This is a genomic window from Micromonospora sp. NPDC005324, from assembly GCF_040607155.1.
Lineage (GTDB): Bacteria > Actinomycetota > Actinomycetes > Mycobacteriales > Micromonosporaceae > Micromonospora > Micromonospora trifolii.
This window is the reverse complement of the sequence record NZ_JBEXGE010000030.1, coordinates 25,390-45,477: the sequence shown is the minus strand read 5'-3', so window position 1 is coordinate 45,477 and position 20,088 is coordinate 25,390. Positions and strand designations below refer to the sequence as shown.

The 20,088-nt window shown below is 68.9% G+C and carries 17 protein-coding genes, 1 tRNA gene and 1 pseudogene; 3 read left to right on the top strand and 16 right to left on the bottom strand.

The annotated features are described in order from the left end of the window. Window positions 1-108: 108 nt before the first annotated feature. Complete coding sequence (locus tag ABZS40_RS26455) at window positions 109-549, bottom strand: DUF4395 domain-containing protein (protein ID WP_354946192.1); 441 nt, start codon at window positions 547-549, stop codon at window positions 109-111. Window positions 550-721: 172 nt separating this feature from the next. Continuing rightward, on the bottom strand, window positions 722-1,246 hold the full coding sequence (locus ABZS40_RS26450; protein WP_354946191.1) for a thioredoxin family protein: 525 nt from the start codon (window positions 1,244-1,246) through the stop codon (window positions 722-724). A gap of 315 nt (window positions 1,247-1,561) precedes the next feature. Between ABZS40_RS26450 and ABZS40_RS26445 the strand changes: the two genes are divergently transcribed. After that, the gene (locus tag ABZS40_RS26445; protein WP_354946190.1) at window positions 1,562-2,641 is read left to right on the top strand and encodes a DUF1996 domain-containing protein; all 1,080 of its coding nucleotides are present in this window, start codon (window positions 1,562-1,564) and stop codon (window positions 2,639-2,641) included. A 139-nt stretch (window positions 2,642-2,780) separates the two neighbouring features. Here ABZS40_RS26445 and ABZS40_RS26440 read toward each other — a convergent pair whose 3' ends face one another. The 13 genes from ABZS40_RS26440 to ABZS40_RS26380 form a co-directional block, all read right to left on the bottom strand. Further along, window positions 2,781-3,044, bottom strand: a complete 264-nt coding sequence (locus ABZS40_RS26440) for a hypothetical protein (RefSeq protein ID WP_354946189.1) — start codon at window positions 3,042-3,044, stop codon at window positions 2,781-2,783. Between the two features lie 759 nt (window positions 3,045-3,803). Continuing rightward, window positions 3,804-5,000 (bottom strand): helix-turn-helix transcriptional regulator, encoded by a 1,197-nt coding sequence (locus ABZS40_RS26435; RefSeq protein WP_354946188.1) that lies wholly within the window; start codon window positions 4,998-5,000, stop codon window positions 3,804-3,806. A gap of 607 nt (window positions 5,001-5,607) precedes the next feature. Next, window positions 5,608-5,994, bottom strand: a complete 387-nt coding sequence (locus tag ABZS40_RS26430) for a tautomerase family protein (protein WP_354946187.1) — start codon at window positions 5,992-5,994, stop codon at window positions 5,608-5,610. Between the two features lie 81 nt (window positions 5,995-6,075). After that, complete coding sequence (locus ABZS40_RS26425) at window positions 6,076-6,951, bottom strand: alpha/beta hydrolase (RefSeq protein ID WP_354946186.1); 876 nt, start codon at window positions 6,949-6,951, stop codon at window positions 6,076-6,078. 284 nt (window positions 6,952-7,235) lie between these two features. Further along, window positions 7,236-7,306: transfer RNA gene (locus ABZS40_RS26420), tRNA-Val, on the bottom strand. A gap of 171 nt (window positions 7,307-7,477) precedes the next feature. Further along, window positions 7,478-8,455, bottom strand: coding sequence for a hypothetical protein (locus tag ABZS40_RS26415; RefSeq protein WP_354946185.1), 978 nt, complete (start codon window positions 8,453-8,455; stop codon window positions 7,478-7,480). Window positions 8,456-8,487: 32 nt separating this feature from the next. Further along, on the bottom strand, window positions 8,488-10,017 hold the full coding sequence (locus tag ABZS40_RS26410; RefSeq protein WP_354946184.1) for a plastocyanin/azurin family copper-binding protein: 1,530 nt from the start codon (window positions 10,015-10,017) through the stop codon (window positions 8,488-8,490). 8 nt (window positions 10,018-10,025) lie between these two features. After that, window positions 10,026-13,964 carry a ThuA domain-containing protein gene (locus ABZS40_RS26405; RefSeq protein WP_354946183.1) on the bottom strand — a complete coding sequence of 1,313 codons (3,939 nt, stop codon included), beginning with the start codon at window positions 13,962-13,964 and terminating at the stop codon, window positions 10,026-10,028. A gap of 23 nt (window positions 13,965-13,987) precedes the next feature. Beyond that, window positions 13,988-14,992 (bottom strand): multicopper oxidase domain-containing protein, encoded by a 1,005-nt coding sequence (locus ABZS40_RS26400; protein ID WP_354946182.1) that lies wholly within the window; start codon window positions 14,990-14,992, stop codon window positions 13,988-13,990. Window positions 14,993-15,311: 319 nt separating this feature from the next. Continuing rightward, complete coding sequence (locus ABZS40_RS26395) at window positions 15,312-16,118, bottom strand: amino acid ABC transporter ATP-binding protein (protein WP_354946181.1); 807 nt, start codon at window positions 16,116-16,118, stop codon at window positions 15,312-15,314. A 5-nt stretch (window positions 16,119-16,123) separates the two neighbouring features. Next, entirely contained in the window at window positions 16,124-16,918 is a 795-nt protein-coding gene (locus tag ABZS40_RS26390; RefSeq protein WP_091406922.1) for an amino acid ABC transporter permease, read from the bottom strand. 101 nt (window positions 16,919-17,019) lie between these two features. Next, window positions 17,020-17,838 (bottom strand): basic amino acid ABC transporter substrate-binding protein, encoded by an 819-nt coding sequence (locus ABZS40_RS26385; RefSeq protein ID WP_354946180.1) that lies wholly within the window; start codon window positions 17,836-17,838, stop codon window positions 17,020-17,022. 176 nt (window positions 17,839-18,014) lie between these two features. After that, window positions 18,015-18,692 (bottom strand): hypothetical protein, encoded by a 678-nt coding sequence (locus ABZS40_RS26380; protein ID WP_354946179.1) that lies wholly within the window; start codon window positions 18,690-18,692, stop codon window positions 18,015-18,017. Between the two features lie 133 nt (window positions 18,693-18,825). Here ABZS40_RS26380 and ABZS40_RS26375 point away from each other — a divergent pair. Next, window positions 18,826-18,966 (top strand): annotated as a pseudogene (locus ABZS40_RS26375) (SipW-dependent-type signal peptide-containing protein); the annotation flags it as partial. A 41-nt stretch (window positions 18,967-19,007) separates the two neighbouring features. Here ABZS40_RS26375 and ABZS40_RS26370 read toward each other — a convergent pair. Beyond that, the gene (locus tag ABZS40_RS26370; RefSeq protein ID WP_354946234.1) at window positions 19,008-19,193 is read right to left on the bottom strand and encodes a hypothetical protein; all 186 of its coding nucleotides are present in this window, start codon (window positions 19,191-19,193) and stop codon (window positions 19,008-19,010) included. A gap of 260 nt (window positions 19,194-19,453) precedes the next feature. On the opposite strand from ABZS40_RS26370, the gene ABZS40_RS26365 reads away from it, so the two are divergent. Next, a complete protein-coding gene (locus tag ABZS40_RS26365) occupies window positions 19,454-20,086 on the top strand; it encodes a SipW-dependent-type signal peptide-containing protein (RefSeq protein WP_354946178.1) in 633 nt (210 codons plus the stop codon). Window positions 20,087-20,088: the final 2 nt, after the last annotated feature.

The window sequence follows — 20,088 nt, the reverse complement described above, 5'->3', positions numbered from 1 at the left end:
AAATCACGCAACGAAGGTGGGAAGGTTCGTCCGCACGGTGGCACGGCCCGGCACAGGACAGCTGCTGACGAGAAGCGGTCGGGCCAGGACAGGGAAGCCCCTCCGCGATCAGGACAGCCCGACCGGGACCCGGGCCGCCATCGGTCGACCCGCCAGCCGACGCAGAGCAAGGTATCCGACGCAGCCGAGGCACAGGTCGAACGCCGCGTTGAGGAACGCGGCGGCCAGCGCCGCACTGGTCGCGGCAAGACCGAGCGCCGGCACACCAGCCAGGTTCCCGATCGTCGCGACCAGCACGAAGACCAGGCCGACGAGCTGCGCGAACCGTACCGGGGCCGCCGGTTCGAGTTCCGTGGGCGGCGCGACCCGGGGCGCGATGAGGGCGCGGTAGAGCATCCCGTACGGCCCGATACGGGGCTTGGCGGCGGTCACCGCGAAGATCGCCGCCTGGACGATCAGCAGCAGGTTCGAGCCGGTGATGAGGGCGACGGCAAGGACTGCCGTGGTGATGGTGGCGGCAAACCGGGGCGCGCGAGGGTCGAGCAGCATGTGAGAAGTTCCGTTCGGCGAGGACGCGGGGCGCACGAGGGTGGGCGGGGCCCGGCGGAGGCGGGAAAGTGGGCTCAGGCGGAGGAGAGCGCCGTACAGAGGCTCGCCGAGAGCCGACCGTGGTCCACTGTTCGCCTACGGATCAAGACGGTGCTGGTCAACGCCGCGCCGGTCATCGCGCGACTCCGGCGAGGAGCGGCCGCAGTACGGCCATCAGCTCGTCGCGGCCCGGCACCCCGGACACGCGTTGGACGACACCGCCCTCGGCGTCGACCACCAGCACCGTCGGCGTGCGCCAGATCGCGAGCGCGCGAACCTCGTCCAGGTGCCGTTCCGCGTCGATCTCCACGATGGTGATCCCGCCGACGCGACCCTCGACCTCGGTCAAGAGGCGGCGGGTGGCCCGGCAGGGGGCGCAGAACGCGGACGAGAACTGCACGAGGGTGACCGCCCCGGGGCGCACCCCGAGCGCGGCGAGGGTCGCCAAGGCGGGGTCCGGGCCGACGTCCGCGAGTCGGTCGGCGGCGACGACCGAGCGGATCCGGCCATCGCGCCGGCGCCACCACCAGCCGAGGACAGTCGCGAGGGTGAGCACGCCGATGACCACCAGGAGGCCGGTCAGGTCGAAGTGCCGCACCGCCCAAGCGTGCCACAGCCCGCCGCCGCTGGCCTCGGCTGGTTGGATGAGCCGCGCCACGTCGATGTGCCCACCGGGCGCGTGTCGCGCAAGCCTCGGTCGGCCGACCACCCAAAAAGGTGGAGTGCCGCCGCGGTCGCCGATTACGGTTTTTTGGAGGAAATCAAAGAATTGAGATTGAGCCGACATCGCAGTGGCTCCACAAAGCTGACCAGGCAATCGCTGAGCGCTATTTAAGGGAGAATTAATCGTCCCAACTGGAAGCGGGCAGGGGGTCCACTCGTATTCTTCCCTCTCGGAAGAAAGGTGCGCCCCCGTTGATAAATCTCCGATCCACCCCTCGACACCCGTCGTGCCGTCACCGCCCTGCTGCTGGTGAGCGTGGCGCTCGCCAGCGGATGCAAGGAGGCACCGGGAACGCCCGGCGCGTCCGGCCCGTCCGGCGACACCGGCATCGGCTCGTCCGCCCCGGAGGCGCCGACGGCCACCACCCCGGGCGACCCGTCGGCCACGCCGAGCGCCCCGGGCACCTCGGCCACCCCGTCCGCGCCGGGGAAGCCGGGAACGCCGGCGACCAGCGCTGCCCCGCCCACCGCATCCGGCGGATGGATCACCATCGACGCCGCCGCGCAGGCCGCCGCGACGAAGGCGTTCTTCGCGCGCAAGCCCAAGCCGGTGACCGGCAACCCCGTGAAGGTGCCCGAATTCAACGTCGGCTGTACGACCAGCCACCACAACAGCGACGACCCGATCGTGCTGCCGAAGCTGGTGGGCGGTTCGCACAACCACACGTTCTGGGGCAACACGTCGACCGACGCGAACTCGACCGCCGAATCGCTGCGGGCGTCCAAGGCGACCACCTGCAACTCGCCGGATGACCAGTCCGCCTACTGGGTGCCGACGATGTACCAGAACGGCAAGGTCGTGGACCCGAAGGAGGTGACCGTCTACTACGGTTCCCGATTGAAGGACCCGAGCAGGACCCAGCCTTTCCCGTTCGGTCTACGAATGATCACCGGTAATGCCAAGAACCAGGTCGACACCCCGGACAAGCAGGGCAACCATTTCTGGTGCGCCGGCATCGGCGGCGAGATCGGCCGCAGCGCCGACAGGACGTTCCCGGTCTGCGCCAAGACCGCGAACATCGTCCGGCAGATCACCTTCCCTGACTGCTGGGACGGCAAGCACCTGGACAGCCCCGACCACAAGGCGCACATGGCCAACGGGGACCACACCGGGGCGTGCCCGAAGAGCCACCCGGTGCCCGTCCCGTCGGTGTCCTTTGTGATCTCGTACCCGTTGAGCGCGAACACGAACGGCATCACCCTCGCGTCCGGCACGTCGTTCTCCATGCACGCGGACTTCTTCAACGCGTGGAAGGACGAGGCGCTCGCCGCACGGGTGCGCAACTGCCTCGACCAGGGCGTGAAGTGCAACTCGGCCGGCAACTTCTGAGCTGACCTGGCCTGATGGCCGTCGCCGATCGACGACAGAGGGCGGCGAGGTCTCCGGTGGACGGTTCAGCTATCAGGCCGATCCGGATGCCGGAGACCTCGCGTCACCACCTACGTGCGCAGCAGGCCGAGGAAGTCGGCTACCGCCGGGAAGATTGCGGTGCTACTGGATTCGGCAGCTCGGCGTTCCTGGTCCATCCGAGGAATCGGCGATGCAGCACACCGGCCGGTGTCCACTGCATGTCCTCCGTCGCCTGCACCAGGTAGGACCCGAGGTAGAGCGCCAGCGACACTGGCGCATCCGCATACTCCGCGCGCAACTCGCGCTTGCGGGTCGTGCAGGGCCAAGGCAGGCCGCAGCCACCGCAGCTCCAAATCGGCATGACCGGGCCGTGGACGGTCACCGCGCACCCGCCAGAAGGCCGGCGGTGATCGTCAGCGTCCGCCGACCGGTCGTCCATTCGCCTCGCCAGCAGGGGTACGACGTGAGCCACGTCCGGCAGCAGCTACACCTGCCGTCCAGCTCTCGGACGCGAACCGCGACGATCGCCTTCTGCTGCCGGCTACTCACTGCTCGCCTTCCTGTGGCCAGTGGCAACGACTGATCGGAATCCGGTGCCGGGCACGGCACGGCAGGTCGACTCCGCAGCGGCAGATATATCGCCAGAGCCGCCACGACCACACCGGCCGGTGCCTGCGGGCGAGAGTCAGCGCGGCGGCCGAGAGGTATTCGTCATACGAGACACGCCTGCTGCTCACGGTTGACCGGCTGAACGAGTTGGCCACGCCGCGAGTCACCGGCGACGCCCCGGTCGGCGTGCGCTGAGCTGGTCTGCTGATTCGTGAGAGCCCTGGCACCGCCGCAATTGCGTCGCGTGGTCGAGGAGACGCTTCTGGGCCGCCGCCTGCTCAACGTCCTGGTGCCGCTGCCCGATCCCGGGCGGTCGCGGCGGCTGAGGCCGCCGAGACAGCCACCGAATCAAAGCGCGCACCCCAGACCAGATCGCCACAGACTCGCCCCTCGATCGAGCAACAGGAGGCGGCGACGAGGCTCCGTCCGGCTCTATCGGGTCTCAAGCAGGCACAGGCTCGCCGCCGCCAGTGACGGGAACGCTACGAGTGGTCACCGGCTGCGGGAGGGAGAGTTTGTACCTGAGGGAGGGTTACCCGATCATGCCGATGGCGAGGGCCAACTCTCGGGCGTCCTCACCGACCGTGCCCGGCCGGTTCGACAGCTCCAGGGCGACAGTGCGGGCGTACGGGTTGTGTCGTACCGTGTCGACGCTCTCCCGCAGTGCCCGGCCAAGCAGGTGCACCGCCGCTACCTCCCCACGGTCCAGCATGTGCGCCCGCGCGGCATCGATCAGCGCGGCGGCCCGGCGGGTCTGCGAGGGCAACGCCCGAAAGTCCGTGGTGTTTGCCCGCCGCACCGCCTCACCCGTACGGCACAGGTCCGTCTCGATCGTGACCGCGTACGCCGCACAAGCCGCCGGTCCGAACATCAGCCATGGATGGACGTACCCACCGCCGAGGCGTCTCGCGGCCGAGTCGGCACCATCCCACGCCCGCCAGGCCCGACCGGCCCTGCCGGCCTTGCTGTGCCCCAGCGCGATGCCGAGCTGCACCTGACCCCACCGCGCCAACTGCTCACCACCCGCCGCCGGGTCAACCAGCGCCGCAGCCTCAACCAGCACCTGCTCGGCGGCATCCACCAGATTCGCGCCCCGATAGACGTGCGCGTAGTACCAGGCAGCTACCGCCATCGCCGCAGGGTCGTCGGCGTCCTGGGCGGCCGACATCGCCCGGTCGGCAGCCAGCCACACCAACTCCGGCAACGGCTGGTGCGCCAGATACAACTGCACCAGGTGATACACCCGCGCCAACTCCACCAACGCCAGCCGGCGGTCGCCGCCGTCAAGCATCCGGGCACTCCGCTGCGCATCCGTCAGCAACCCCGGAAGCACCGCCGCCACCGCCGTCCGCTCAGTCGTCGACCGATGCCACAACGCCCACGCCTGATCCACCAGATCGCGCAGCACGGCAACCGGCGTCACCGCGCCCGCCGGCACCGATGCCCGCTGCATCACCGCAGCCACCTTGCCGACCTCGGAATGCCCCGCCCTGGTTACCGACGCCACCGGCAACGACTGATCACCGGTCAGATCCGCAAGATCCGAGATGTCGAGCACCTCGGCCAACCGCAGCAACATGGGCAGACGGGGCGGCAGTAGCCGGCCGTTCTCCAACGCCTTGACCCACTCCGCGCTACGCCCGACCAGCCCGCCGAGAACCGGCCGAGTCTTCCCCGCCCGCTCGCGATACATCCGCAGGCGCGCACCAAAGGTCGCGGAATCGCTCATCATCGTCTCCCAGGTAGCGGTCTGGGCAGCGGACCACCAGCCACTACACCAGCAGACCACCACAGTCGACGGTACCCCCGCCCACCGCCAGACGTGCCCCACCACGACGGATAATGCTGCAGCCGCCCGGCGACGTCCCGAGCTTCGCCACACCCGGGCCACGGACGCATCGGCCCCTCGCTTGTTGGCTCTGTGCGTCACGTCCGCACGTGTCCGGCAACGGCTGCGCGATCGGTGCTCCGTCCGTGCGAGTGTTTGTCAGCTTGCCGCTGTCTGGCGGCGTTGCTGCAAGCGTTGCTGTCGACAGCTGTTCCGCCGACGGCTCAGTGACGTTCGCGACCGCCGCCAGCTTGCCGGCGCGACCGGCGTGTGGGCCATGCTGGTATCGAATCAGCGACCTCTTCGCTGTGAAACTGGACGCCGCACCCACCCTGAGCTGCTCGAACGTGGAGCCGCAGGTAGGGGTGGGGACGTTGAGGGCCGTTCGTTGCCATTGGGCGCAGTGCGAGCCCGGAGCAGAAAGTGGCCGTCCGGTGTTATGCGTCGGCCACCCGATCGTAATGCCCCTGGTTACCGTCAGTCGGGCGATGCTGCTGCCGGGACGCGCTCACTGCGCCTTGAAGAGTTGGGCTTCCCCGTTGCCGAAGGACCAGTTGTCAGTGCTGGTCTCGATCACCGAAATCAGCACATCCTCGGGACGCACACCCGGGTCGCGTCCGAGCCGCTCGACGATCGCGCGGTACATCGCCAGCTTGGCGTCGGAGGACTTGCCCGAGGTCCAGAAGATCTGAATCTGCACCAGGTCAGCCGACCGCTGGACACCAAGGAAATCACCGTGGGCGAAAGCGCTCTCGCCGTGCTCCGTGATGGCCATGAAACGGTCGCCGTCCTTGATCTTGACGGTCTCGCGCATGGCCTCGTAGATCTGGTCGAGCAATGCCTGCTTGTACGTATCGGACTTGCCCTCGCGAATCGCAATACGAGTGATGGGCATTGGTTTCCCTTCTGTTCGTCGCCGGGCACGAGTAAGCAGCGCGCGAAGAGCGTGATCAGCGCGGCGACGCGCCGCAGGGCGTCACCTTAAAAAGTCCCGGAGTTGGCGGGTGGTCTCGTCGGGGGCCTCCTCCGGGATGAAATGCCCGACCGGGACCGGTTCGCCGCGTACGTCGTCGGCCCACTCCCGCCAGATCGCGAGCGGATCGTCGTAGAGCTTCGCGACCTGGCCCTGTTGGCTCCAGAGGAACAGCACCGGGCAGGCGATCTTCCGTTTTCCCCGGTCCGCCTTGTCCTGCTGGTAGTCCACTGACGCGGCCGCGCGGAACTCCTCGCAGATCGCGTGGGCCGTGGCAGGGTCGCTGAACTGCTTGACGTACGCCGCCCGTACCTCCGCCGGGAAGGCGTCCTTCACCTTCGGCCAGGTGTCGAGCATGAAGTCGACGAGCACCGCGGGCGCCGCCTTGATGAACTGCTCGGGCACCGGCTCCGGTGCAGCCAGGAACGACCAGACCCAGTAGGAGAGGCTGAACGTTCGGTCGGCTCGGTCATAGACATCGCCGATGGGAACGACGTCCATGACGGCCAGCCGGGTAACGACGTCGGGTTCATCGAGCGCCAGGCGATAGGCGCAGCGAGCACCGCGGTCATGCCCGACGAGGTGGAACTGCTCGTAGCCCAGGCTCCGCATGACCTCGATCTGGTCGCGGGCGACGGCGCGCATGCCGTAAGGCTCGTGATCGGCGCTACTCGCCGGTTTACCGCTGTCGCCCCAGCCGCGCAGATCCGTGGCAACCACCGTGTAGTTTTCGGCGAGCTTCGGTGCTACGCGGTGCCACATGAGGTGCGTCTCGGGAATGCCGTGCAGGAGCAGAACGGGCGGCCCGCTGCCGCCGCGACGGCCATGGATCGTCGCCCCGGGCGTCTCGATGTCGAACTCCTCAAAGCCGTCAAACATGCCCCGAACCTCCTGGCGGGTGATTAAGACCGGCGCTTGGCGGCCTGGGCCGTTGATCGCAGGTCCACCGCACTTTCCCGGATTTTGATCGAATTAACAGCGCAAGTCGGCATGCTGCGTCTGTACGGGTGCCATGTCGGATACGGACCGGTGGAGCACAGTGGTGAGGCTCCGCCCGCGGGACTACCCGGCCAGAGCCTCTGCTCCCAATCTGAGCAGCGCATATGGCGAAGCCCGTTATCGACTACTGCGGTGACGGGCTTCTGACCTGCACAAACTGAGAGTGGGCGATGCTGGTTTCGAACCAGCGACCTCTTCGCTGTAAACGAAGGGCAGCTGAGACCACGCATGGCCCTAGTGGTGACGTCGAAGTCGGGCAGAATCGGCCAATCCGACGAGTTGCCTGGTCAACTCCGCGTCGATGGGACAACCTCCACGCAAGCGCGGCTCGCGGCGGTCCGGGCCCCGGCCCAACGGCGGTGGCCGGTCACCCCGAGGGGTGACCGGCCACCGTCGCGTCGATCGGTCAGAGCCGGGCGGCGCCCGCCTCGGTGGCCTCCTGCACCGCCGAGGTACGGCGGATCTCGGCCCGTTGGTCGCCGGCGTCCTCCCGGTCCGGAGCGGCCACCCGCGCCGCCCGGTTGGCGGTCGCCGCCGCCTGGTCACCGGTCACGCCACCACGGATCCGGTTGTTCGTCGCCACCTGGGCGACCGGGTCGTTGCCGGTGACAGTCAACTGGCCGTTGATGATGTTGTCGTCCACAGTGACGCCACCGGTGGTGCTGGTGATGCTGACGTCAGCACCCCAGTAACCGCCGGAGGCGCAGCTGTCGAGCCCACCGTTCGGGCCGACCTGCACACCGCCCAGGTTGCCGGCGAAGGTGGCCCGGCCCTGGACCGCACTGCCGCACACCACGCTGCCGGTGGCGCTGTTGAGCACCGACAGCGTGCCGTCGACGAACGAGTCGTGCAGGTCGGTGTAGTAGGTGCCGGTGCTGCTGAGGTTGCGCTGCACCTGGGTGCCCCGGTCGAGCCGGACCTCACCGGCACCGACGTTGACATGCCCGGTGACCGTCGACGCCTCGGCGAACAGGAAACTGTCGATGGTCGTGGAGCCCTTCGGCCGTACGGTCACGGTGCCGGTGCGGGCGTCGGAGAGGAAGATGCCGTACCCCCCGGCCGCGAGCACCACCTGGCCGTCGACTGTCGTCTCGGTCGCGTCGAGGTAGCCGTCGGCGGCGACACGCACCTCACCGCTGACCCGGCCACCGGTCACCACCAGGTTGCCGCCGGCCGCGACGGTGACGTTGCCGGTGATCGTGGTGCCGGTGAGCGCGCAAGACTCGCCGGCGGGCACGAGCAGGTCGTTGGGCACTGTCACCGCGCCGCCGGTGCCGATGCAGTGGGTGACCAGGTCGGCGTGTGCGGTGGGCGCCACGGCCAGCACCGAGGCCGCGATGACGGCGCTCACGGTGGCGAGCTTGGCGACGGTACGTCCGGGCATCGTGGTACTCCCTGTCGGTGAGGTTCGAGGACTCATGCGCCGACGTCCGATCGGGCCGCGGCCCGGACGATGGCGCCCTGCTGCCGCCGGTCGAGCGTGCCGCCGGTCACGAGCGCGGCGGTGACCGCTTCGACGTGCCGGACGAACTCGGCGTGGCCGGGGTAGTCGGCGTGTTCGTCGATCAGGTCGTTGATGGTGCAGCCGTCGCCGGTGTCCACGTTCGCCACACCGGTGTCACCCCCGTCGATGATCACGGTGGCCCGGGTGTCCGAATCGGGGCACGTGTCGGTGCCGTCGGCCACCACTGTGAACGTCGTCGACTGCTCGGTGGAGGAGTTCCCGGCCGTGTCGGTCGCCCGATACCGCACTGTGTGCGCGCCCGGCGTGCGAACGGCGACCGGAGCGGCGTACGCCGTCCAGGCCCCGGTGTCGAGCGCGTACTCGATCTTCGCCACGCCGGACTCGGCGTCGGTGGCCGTCACGGTGACTGTCGCGCCGCCGACGTACCCGCCGTCGTCGTTACGGTCACCGGCAACCGTGGCGGCGACAGTGGGTGGGGTGGTGTCCTCGGCCTGCGGCTCGACGACGGTGAAGTGGGACATCTGCTCCGCCGACGTGTTGCCGGCGACGTCGGTGGCCCGGTAGTGCAGCATGTGCATCCCGGCCGCGTTCACCACGATCGGGTTCGTGTACGCGGTGAAGGCCGCCCCGTCCAGGGCGTACTCGATGGTGGCGACACCGGATCCGCTGTCGGTGGCGGTCAACGTGGCGGTGGCCGTACCGATGTAGTTGCCGTCGCCGTCGCGGTCGCCGGCCAGCGCGGCCGTGACCACCGGCGCGGTGGTGTCCTCCTCCCCCGGCTCGACGATCCGGAACGCCACCGAGCCGACGGCGCTGGTGTTGCCGGCCTGGTCGGTGGCGCGGAACTGCACCGCGTGGTCGCCGATCGCCGTCACCCGCACCGGCTCGGTGTACGGCAGGAAGCTGGTGTCGTCGACCTGGTACTCGACGGTCTGTACCCCCGAGTCGGCGTCGGTGGCCGTCACTGTCACAGTGGCCGCGCCGAGGTAGTTGCCGTCCTGGTCCTTGTCGCCGGAGACCGCCGCGGTCACTGTCGGCGCGGTGGTGTCGCCACCGCCACCGCCCTCGGTGACCACCAACTCACCGACCATCGAGCTGTGGCCGGGGATCGAGCAGAAGTACCGGTACCGGCCCGGGGTCAGCGTCACTGTGGCCTGGTGGCGGCCGTCGTTGGCGTCGAACGGGCTGGCCAGGATGTTGAGTGTGACGTCGTGGTTGTAGCCCTCGGTGCTGGTGTCGAAGGTCAGCGTGTGCGGCATCCCGGTGGTGTTGCCGGTGGCCGCGCTGTTCTCCCAGATGATCGTGGTCGCTCCGGCCACGGCCGTGGTGGGCGCGGACTTGTACTGGGTGATGCTGTCGTCGGCGGTCCAGGTCAACACCTGGTCGGCGGCGACACGCGGGGCGGCGGAGGCGGGCACTGCTGCCAACGGGATCACCGTGAGCAGAAGCGCCGCCAGCGCGGCCGTCAGTCGTCGGTTCATCGTCACTCCTAGAGTTCCCGCGCACGGATGTTGCGGAACTCGGTCAGGTCGTTGTCACCGTGGTTCTGCAGGCCGATGAAGCCGCGCAGGAACTGCCGCAGGTCGGTCGGCGGGTCGCCGGCACGCGACGACTGCTTGCCGGGCGTGTTGTCGAACTCGTTGATCACCACGCCATTGCGGATCATGGTGTAGTGCTGGCCGACGACGCGGATCTCGTAGTCGTTCCACTCGTTCTTCGGCGTCACGCCGGCCTGGGCCAGTGGCACCGGGTCGAAGTTGTAGACCGAGCCGGTCTTCTGCGGCTCACCGGTGTCACCGTCGTAGATCTGGATCTCGTGTCCGCAGTAGATCGCCACCCACGCCTGCGAGGTCCGCGCCGACCCGACAGTGCCGCAGCTGTCCGGTGGGCGCTGGTCGAGGGGAATGCGCGGGTCAGGGAACCGGGTGAAGACCCCGGAGTTGGCCCGGCCAGTGCCCGGCGCGATGTCCTTGAACTGCAACTTCAGCGAGAAGTCGCCCAGCTCCCTGGTGTGCCAGAGCATGCCCAGGCCACCGCTGGAGCGCAGCGACCCGTCCGGCTGGATGCCGAACTGTCCCGACGGCGCCTGCTGCCAACCGCGCAGCGACTCGGCGGTGCCGTCGAAGAGGGGCTCGTACCCGGTGTGCCCGTTCCGGCCGATCTCCGACGCGGCGGCCAGTCGGGTGAGGGTGCCCACTTCGCGGGTGCTGAGCAGGCCGTCGTCCTGCAACGCGCGGGCCACAGCGGTGACGTGCCGGACGAAACCGTTGTGGTCGGCCCAGGTGCTCTCGTCGTCGATCAGGTCGTTGGCCGTGCAGCCCTGCCCGACAGTGCGACTGGGCACCCCGGTGTCCGTGTCGCCGAGCCACACCGTCGACCGGTCGTCGGGCACCGCGCAGCCCACCGTCACAGTGGTCTGCACCGTTTCCGTCTGACCGTCGGCGTACGTGACGGTGAGCTTCGCCGTGTAGGTGCCGACAGTGGCGTACGTGTGCCGGGGGTCCGCCTCGGTCGACGTGGCGCCGTCGCCGAACTCCCAGCGGTGGCTGACGCCGCCGGAGCGGGAACCGGTGAAGGCGATGGTCAGCGGCTTGTTCTGTACGGCGACCGAGGTCGCCGCCGGCGCCGGGGTGGGCGCTCCGCCGGTGTAGGTGACCCGGATCAGCTTCTGGTTCGCGTGCAGGCTGAAGAAGCCGCCGCCGTAGTCGAGCAGGTAGAGCGCGCCGTCCGGGCCGAACTTCGCGTCCATCCAGCTCTGCAACCGGGTGTCGCCGTTGCCACCGGGGATGATGGCCCGCAGCGACTCGGCGTACACCGGTGGGGCGGCCTGCGGCACGCCGGCCGGATCGACGGTGACCGCGACCCGGTTGGCGGCGTTCGACTGGTCGCCGATGAACCACTTGCCGTCCCAGTGCTCCGGCCACGCCACGCCGCTGGTGGTGTCGACGAGGCTGCGGTGGTACGTCGGGCCGGACATGATGGCCTGCCCGCCGCCGCGCAGGTACGGCTGCGTGTAGGTGGCGTCGGCCGCCACGTAGGTCGGCAGGCCGCTGCCGTCGGTCCGCTTCGGGAACACCGGGCCGCCGCCGTCCGGCGAATACCAGATCATGTTGTCCCGGGCCGCCGGGATGTCCACCAGGCCGGTGTTGCGCGGCGAGGTGTTCTTCAGGTTGTCGCAGTCGTACCAGCCGGTCAGCACCGTCGCGTCGGTGGTGCTGCGGTCGCGGTACGGCTGCCGGTTGCCCATGCAGTACGGCCAGCCCTGGTTGCCGGCCGAGGTGATGATGGTGGCCGTCTCGTACTTCGCCGGGCCCAGGGTGGGGCTTGGCGACGAGGCGTCCGGGCCGACCCAGCCGGCGGTCAGCCACTGGTGCACCGGGTCGATCTGGAGGCGGGCGATGTTGCGCACGCCCATCACGTAGATCTCCGGCCGGGTCTTCTCGGTGCCCGGTGGGAACAGGTTGCCCTCCGGGATGGTGTACGTGCCGTCCGGCTCCGGGTGAATCCGGATGATCTTGCCGGCGAGGTCGTTGGTGTTACCCGACGTGCGGCGGGCGTCCTGGAACGAGATCCCCTGGTACTCCTGGGTCCAGTTGTTGCCGGCGTAGCCCTGCGACCCCTCCGAGGAGTTGTTGTCGCCGGAGCCGACGTAGAGGTTGCCCTTGGCGTCGAACGCCATGCCGCCGCCCGCGTGGCAGCAGCTGTGGATCTGCACGGGGAACTGCAACAGGTCCTTGCGGGTGGTCTGGTCGACGGTCTGCGCCTGGCGGTCGTAGGTGAACCGCGAGACGGTCCGCTGACCGACCCGCTTCACCCGGTCGACCGAGTCGTGCGGCATCCAGTAGACGTAGAGCCAGCCGTTCTCGGCGAACGCGGGGTCGGGCACGATGCCGAGCAGGCCCTCCTCGTTCTTGACCAACTCGGAGCCGCTGCCCCGGTTGCCCATCACCTCCAGGGTGGTGAGCAGCTTGACCTGCTTGGTACGCGGGTCCCAGGAGTGGATGGTGCCGCAGCCCAGGCCGACCTTCGGGTTGTTCCAGTCCGCGATCGGGCCGCTCGGGCAGGCCGCCTTGCCGACGTAGAAGACAGTGCCGTCCGGCGCGATGGTGAGCCCGTGCGGCTCGCCGATCTGGTCCAGCTGCCCGGTCTGGTTGGCTGCGGTGAGTCGCTCCACCTTGTAGTTCGCGGCGATGGTGGCCTGACAGTCGCCACGTACCCGACCGGTGGTCCAGTTGAGGGCGCCGGCGAGGTGCGTGCGGAACGCCTCCTCGCCGTAGCTGCCCTCGGTGTGGCCCATGCCGGTGTAGAACGACCGGCCGCCGTCGTAGTCCCGGCACCAGGACACCGGGTGGAAGGCGCCGTTGGCGGCCGCCCCCGGGTTGTAGTGCCGCTCCTCGACCTGGGCGAGGGTGTGCACGGTGCCGATCGGGTTCGGGTCCCAGTTCTCCCAGCGGTCGGACCGGGTGATGGTCATCGGCAGCGACGCGGTGGCCGGGTGCTTGCGGTCCAGGATGTTCACCACGGCGCGGTTCACCGCGGGCGGCTCCGGGGCTGTGGTGCTGCCGGTGAACAGGCGCAGGTCGGCGAGTTGGACCAGCGGCTCACCGCTGTTCGCTGTGACGTTCAGCCGGTAGCGCGTGAACTCCTGCGGCGTGGCGATGTCGAACCGCCGGGTCTGGAACCGGTCCGCAAAGGTCTGCCCGGTGCGGCGGTCCAGGTCGGTCCAGCTCTGACCGTCAGTGGAGCCCTGCAGGGTCCAGTCCTTCGGATCCCGGCCGGCGGAGTCGTTGGCCGACGTGAGCGCGTACCCGGTGATCTTCTTCGGCGCGCTCAACTCGTACGCCACCCAGGCGGTCGGGGTGCGGACCAGCCATTTCGTGTTGGCGTCGCCGTCGGTGAGCTTCTCCTTGGTCTCGTTGGGCGGGTTCTCCCCGCTGGCGGTCACCCGGGTCACCGGCTCGGCGACCGGGATGGCGCCGGCCGGGCGGGTGCCGATCAGCCCGGTGAACCAGGTGGAGTCGACCTGGGCGCGGGCGGCGTCGGCGATGCCGACGAAACCGCCGCCGGCCTTGACGTAGTTCTGGAGCGCCGACTCCTGGTCGCGGTTCAGCGCGGCGCCAGTCGCGGAGAGAAAGACCACGCTGCGGTACGCGGACAGCCCGGTCGCGGTGAAGGTACCCGGGTCCGTGGTGGCCGTGACATCGATGTCATGAACGGCACCAAGCTGTTTGATGGTGTCCACCGCGCGCGCGACCGGGTCCTGTTGCTCGGCCACCGGGCCGTGGAACACCAGGACCGCTGTCTGCTGCGGCGCCGCCGCCTGCCCGGCGGCAGTTCGTGGTGCGGCAGTGGCCGCCGTCGTCGTCGCCGGGAGCAGTGTCGCTAATGCCGCTACCGCGGCGAGGGTTCGTCGTAGTTTTCTGGTCATGCCCGTCCCCACTTTCGGTTCGGTCAGCTTCCGTGCGTGTGGGTGTGGCCCTGGAACCGGTGGATCGCCTCCTCGGCACCCGGCGGCATGCTGCCGTCGGCGTTGCGCACCAGGAAGATCCCGGCCATGCCGCCGTCGGAGTGCGTCTGCACGTGGCAGTGGTACATCCACGCGCCGGGTCCGACGCCCTCCCCGGCCAGCACCTGGAAACCGAACGAGCTGCCGGGGTTGAGGTCCTTGTTGTCGACCACCAGGCTCGGGTCGCTCGGCCCCTCCAACATCCCGGTACGGTTGTCCGCCCAGCGATGCGCGTGCAGGTGGAAGGTGTGGAACAGGTTGCCGTGGCCGATGGCGATCCACTCGACGCGCTCGCCCAGGTTCGCCTCGAACATCGGGGTCGCCGGGGCCATCCTGTTGTTGATCATCATGTCGTGGAACACCGCCGTGAACTGTTTCGACGGCAGGATGTCGCCACGCCGTCGAACGATCAGCGCCCCGTACAGTCCCTTCGCGACACCGCCGGTGCCGTGGTCGGTGCCCATCGCGTGATCGTGGTAGTGCCAGTAGCCAGCGCTGCCCGGCATGTACCGCCGGCCCGCAGCGGCCACCATCTCGTGCGAGCGCCAGACGTACGTCCGCGTCTCGCCCGGGTTGTTGTACGAGGCGTTGAACGGGCTGCCGTCGGACTCGGTGCTGTAGTCCACCCCGTGCGGATGAATGGACAGCCGCTGGTTGGTGGTGTTGACCAGGGTGATCTCCAGCGTGTCACCCTCGTACATCTCCAGGACCGGGCCCGGAACGGTGGCCTGACCGGGCGCCAGGCCGTACCCGAACAGGTTGCCGGGCAACTGCTCGGCGTAGATGGTGATCTTCTTGGTGACACCGGCGGCGGCCCGGGCGGGGCTGCCACCGAACGCGGTGCCGATCGTTGGCGCGGACGCGCCCAACGCTCCGGCGGCGAGCGCACCGGTGGCGATCAACGATCTGCGGGACAGGTGGCGGTGAGGGCCACCAGCGTGATCGTCCATGGGTCTCCGTTCCCGACCGGGCGAAGACGCGACGAGGGCAGGGTGCATCGACCGCCGAGCACGGGCGGCGGTGGCATGGCACGACTGAGGGTGAGGCTCGTCGCGGACTTTGCTCGGAAGACTCAGAACTTTCGATGGATGCCTGCAACTTATGTAATCCATCGACGAAAGTACAGGTCTGATTGCAAAAAGATTACCTTGACATCACGACGTTCGTCGATTGACATGAAGCTGACACGCAGGCAGACGCCGGGCTGCCGTCAATGCGGCAGCCCGGCGGACATATGTACGGAGGCTGTGGTCAGAGTCGTGGCGGTCGTCAGCCGGTCGACTGTGGGCCCGTCTGGTCGGGACCACCGAGCTGCGCGACGTGAGTCGGGTCGAGGACCCGGGAGAGGAACGCGCGGGTCCGTTCGTGCTTCGGCGCGCCCAGCACCTCCTGCGGCGGCCCCTGCTCGACCACCACGCCACCATCCATGAAGACGACCCGGTCGGCGACGTCGCGGGCGAACGCCATCTCGTGGGTGACCACCATCATCGTCATACCGTCCTCGGCCAGCTTGCGCATGACGGTGAGCACGTCGCCGACGAGTTCCGGGTCGAGCGCGGAGGTGGGCTCGTCGAAGAGCATCAGCTTCGGCTCCATCGACAGCGACCGGGCGATCGCCGCCCGCTGCTGCTGCCCACCGGAGAGCTGCGCCGGGAAGGCGTCGGCCTTGTCGGTCAGCCCGACGCGCTCCAGGTTGGCCCGCGCGATCCGCTCGGCCTCGGCCCGACCTCGCCGGAGCACCCGGCGCTGGGCGATGGTGAGGTTGTTCAGGACGGTCAGGTGCGGAAACAGGTTGAACGACTGGAAGACCATGCCGATGCCACGACGGACCGCGTCGATCTCGACGTCCGGGTCGGTCATCTCGACCCCGTTCACCCAGATCTTGCCGGCCGTCGGCTCCTCCAGCAGATCGACGCAGCGCAGCAGTGTCGACTTGCCGGAGCCGGACGGCCCGATGACGCAGACCACCTCGCCCTGGCCGACCTCGAAGTCGATGCCCTTGAGCACCTTGAGCGGCCCGAAGGACTTGTGCAGGTCGCGGATCTCCACGGCGGGGCGGGAAGGGGTGGTCGTCATCGGGGTCACCGAGCCTTGGCGTAGCGGAGTTCGAGGCGTCGTACCACCTGCGACAGCGGCAGGGTGATCACCAGGTAGGCGAGACCGGCCACCAGCAGCGGGGTCGCGTTCACCCGGTCGTTGAGCATGTCCCGACCGAACTTGGTGATCTCGATCGTCTGCGCCGTCACCCCGAGGACGTAGGCCAGCGACGAGTCCTTGGTGAGCAGGATGAGCTCGTTCGTCAGCGGTGGGATCACGATCCGGAACGCCTGCGGGATGACGATCGTGCGCATGGCGGTGAAGTGCGACATGCCGAGGGTCCGCGCCGCCTCCATCTGCCCCTTCGGCACGGCCTGGATGCCGGCTCGGATCGTCTCCGCCATGTACGCCGCGGCGGTCAACCCGAGGCCGATCGCTATCGAACCGAACACGCCGCCCGGAATCTCACGCTCCGGGAAGGCGATCGGGATGCCGTACCCGACGAGGAAGAGCACCAACAGCGCGGGCAGACCCCGGAACAGCTCGATGTACGCCGTCGCCACCCAGCGGTACGGCGCCACCCGGGACAGCCGCATCAGCGCCAGGATGGTGCCGAAAACGAGGCCGAAGGCGAACGCGCCCAGCGTGTAGAGGATGGTGTTGCGCAGCGCGACGGTGATGATCGTCGGGAACATCGACTTGATGATGTCGACGCGGAAGAACGCGTCGGCCAACCTGTCCCAGTCCGCGGCGACGAGCACCGTCGCGATGATGGCGATGAAGACCAGGTACTGGAGCCCGAGGGACAGCCGCTCCCGCTGGCGGCGTCGCAGCTTCACTTTCGCTCGTTGCCTTCCCGGAGGTTACCGACGTCGGAGGGCGCGCGGGACGCGCGCCCTCCGGTACTGCGTGGCGCTCAGGCGCTCGGCCGCTCTGCGGCTCAGGCGCTCGGCTGCTTGCCGATCCACTTCTCGTAGATCGTGTTGTACGTGCCGTCCTGCTTGGCCTTGGCCAGCACCTCGTTGATCTTCTTGAGCAACTCCGGGTTGGCGTCCTTCTTCACGGGGAAGCCGTACTGCTCGCCGGTGTCGAACTCGGCGGCCACCTCGAACCCGCCCGGGTTCTTCTTCAGGTACTCGGTCCAGACCGGCAGGTCGTTGATGGCGGCCTCGACCTGGCCGTTGGCGACGGCCTGCTGGAGGGCGGCGAGGTCCTCGAACTCGACGAGCTTCAGGCCCTTCTCCGCCTCGAGCTTCTTGGCGTAGTCACGACCCGTGGTGGCCGCCTGGACGCCGAGCTTCTTGTCCTTGAGGTCGTCGAGCGACTTGTACGTCTTGCCGGTCTTCACCAGCATCGCCTGGGTGGCGTCGAAGTAGGGATCGGAGAAGTCGATCACCTTCCGCCGCTCCTCGGTGATGGTCATGCCGGCGGCGGCCGCGTCGCACTTGCCGGTGTTGAGGTCCTGGCCGGACTTGATCCCCTCGAACGGGGTGTCGATGATCGTCTGCTCGACGCCGAGCTCCTTGGCGACCAGGTCCATGATCTCGACGTCGAAGCCGGTCACCTTGCCGCTGGCGTCCTTGGACTGGAACGGCGGGTACGGCAGGTGGGTGCAGACGGTCAGCTTGCCCGCCGCGACCAGCTTGACGCCGCTCGCCTGGACCTCGCTGTCGTCCTTCTTCGCGCAACCCGCGGTCAGCGCGAGGGCGGCGACGGCCACGACGAGGCCGGCCTGACGGACGGCGCTTGGGAACCTCACGGCTGTGTCCCTCCGATTCGGCTTCCATTGCACAGAAAGCCAATCTGATTCATAGACTTTGCGATAAGCGACCGTACCCGATCCGGCGGGTCGCCCCCAGATCACGCCGTCACCGCTCGGCCGACCCGGCCCGCCGACCCTCGCCGGCAAAACCGACACTTGCCCCGCAAGGCGCCTCAGCCGCCGGTTCCCTCGGCCGCCCCGTCCGGGGTGAGGGCCCCTTCGTGGGGGTCTGTGTCCAGGAACACATGCTGGTGGCCCTGGCCGGAATCGACGCTGATCTGGTCGAGTTGGGTCGCCGCGACCGACCAGATCGTCGCGGCCTCGGCCGCCTGCCGCGCTGTGACGTCCAGCAGGGCCGCACGCTGCGCGGCCGGAGCGCCGGCCGCCAGAGCGTAGGCGTCGACGGCCAGCGACGCCTGCTGGACCGCTCCGCGCAACCCTCCGCGCGCCACGTTGGTGGCGGTGGTCCCCGACGGCGGGTCGGCGAACGGCGCGGCCGCCCGGCGCATGACCTCCTGCCACTGGCGCGCCTGCGCCGGGTCTGGCGCACGTCCGCCAGCCGTCTCCGTCTTGATGGCGGCCAGCACCGGGGCGACCTGGTCGCGAACGCTTCGGGCCGTCCCGATCAGCTCCACGATCTGCTGAGCGTCACGCTTCGCCTCGTCCTGCTTGATGCTCGCGATGGTCGCCTCGGTCGCGTCCGGGCGGCCCAACTGGTAGCCGATCAACCCACCCAGCAACGCGGTGACCAGTGCGATCACGCCCGCGACGGCCACGAAGCGCACTGTGCCGCGGTGACGCACGTCGGCCTTGTCCAACTGGTAGGAGGGTCGGCCGGTACGGCGCGCCATCGCATCTCCTCACATCGATGGTGTGGGGCCAAAGATTAGCCGCCCCCGTGACGGCCGTCGATAGCCCAGGCCGATTCGCAAGGCGCTCGTGTGCACACTTATGTGGTGATTTGGGCTGAGTGAACCCACAGGGATGGCAGTGGAGAGATCGAGCAGTCGAGGCCGCCGTCGCAAGCTGAAGGCCATCCTGGCCGGAGGGATCGTCCTCGGCCTCGGCGCGACGATCACCCTCGCCGCCTGGAACGACTCGGAGTACGCCACGGGCACGTTCACGGCGGGCACCTTCAGCATGGAGGGCAGCACCAACGGCACCACCTACGCCGAGCACCCCACCGCCGGCACGGCGGCCGCGTTGACCTTCAGCACCGGCTTCGACGACATCAGCCCGGGTGACGTGGTCGCGGCACCGTTCGCCGTCCGGCTGACCGCGGCCACGACGTACGACGCGACAGTCACCGTGGCGTCGGCGACCCCCGCTCCACCCGCCTTCGTCGGCCTCACCTACGGGATCGCGACTGTCCCCGCCTTCGCCAACTGCAGCGCGACACCCACCACCCCGACCTGGATCGTGGCACAGGGCACTCCGCTCAACTCGGTGGCCGGCGCTGTGCCGTTCAACCTGACGCAGGGCACCCCTCCCACGACGCCCGGCGCTGCGGTGAACCTCTGCTTCGTCGTCACGGCGGGGGGGCACCCTGGTGCAGGGCACGTCGGTCACGGAAACCTGGCAGCTCCTGGCCGAGTCCGTCTAGGTGGTGGCCGTGGTCAACCGTCGGACGCCGGCCGGAACACCACGGCTTCGCCGGACCCGTGCCGTACTCGCTGGCGCCCTCGTTCTCGGCCTGGGAACGACGTCCACGCTCGCCGCGTGGACCGACAGCGAGTACGGCACCGGGTCGTTCGGCGCGAGCGTCTTCGGCACCGAGTCGCAGACCGCCTCCAGTAGTTGGGCCAGCCACACGCCGGTGGCGAACGCCGCGACGCTGGCGTTCAACGCGACGGCGATGTCCCCTTCGGTGTCGTTCTACGCCTTCATCGACATCCGGACGACCTCGACGACGAACGTCGGTGGCGCGGTCGCGCTGACGAGTTCGTCGAACAACTCCGGTGCCCTGCTGCCCGCGCTCGAGTACCGGGCGGTGCGGACCGCCACCACCAGCACCCCGTGCGCCGCCGCCGCCTTCTCCGGTTCACCCACCTGGATCGTGGGGCCCAGCTACTCGGCCGTCACCGCGGTACCCGGCTCGCCGGTGTCGTCCCCCATCACCGTGCCGGGCGGCGCGACGCCGCAGCTGCGGTTCTGCTTCGAGGTTCGAGTCCAGTCCGGCGCCAGCAACACGTACCAGGGCACGACCGGGGTCGTCACCTGGGAATTCACTGCCACGTCTACGTAAAG

Bases quoted from the DNA above. Each gene is read 5' to 3' on its own strand.
- ABZS40_RS26455 (WP_354946192.1), bottom strand. From the start codon at position 549: ATGCTGCTCGACCCTCGCGCGCCCCGGTTTGCCGCCACCATCACCACG.
- ABZS40_RS26435 (WP_354946188.1), bottom strand. From the start codon at position 5,000: ATGAGCGATTCCGCGACCTTTGGTGCGCGCCTGCGGATGTATCGCGAG.
- ABZS40_RS26430 (WP_354946187.1), bottom strand. From the start codon at position 5,994: ATGCCCATCACTCGTATTGCGATTCGCGAGGGCAAGTCCGATACGTAC.
- ABZS40_RS26425 (WP_354946186.1), bottom strand. From the start codon at position 6,951: ATGTTTGACGGCTTTGAGGAGTTCGACATCGAGACGCCCGGGGCGACG.
- ABZS40_RS26415 (WP_354946185.1), bottom strand. From the start codon at position 8,455: ATGCCCGGACGTACCGTCGCCAAGCTCGCCACCGTGAGCGCCGTCATC.
- ABZS40_RS26410 (WP_354946184.1), bottom strand. From the start codon at position 10,017: ATGAACCGACGACTGACGGCCGCGCTGGCGGCGCTTCTGCTCACGGTG.
- ABZS40_RS26405 (WP_354946183.1), bottom strand. From the start codon at position 13,964: ATGACCAGAAAACTACGACGAACCCTCGCCGCGGTAGCGGCATTAGCG.
- ABZS40_RS26400 (WP_354946182.1), bottom strand. From the start codon at position 14,992: ATGGACGATCACGCTGGTGGCCCTCACCGCCACCTGTCCCGCAGATCG.
- ABZS40_RS26395 (WP_354946181.1), bottom strand. From the start codon at position 16,118: ATGACGACCACCCCTTCCCGCCCCGCCGTGGAGATCCGCGACCTGCAC.
- ABZS40_RS26380 (WP_354946179.1), bottom strand. From the start codon at position 18,692: ATGGCGCGCCGTACCGGCCGACCCTCCTACCAGTTGGACAAGGCCGAC.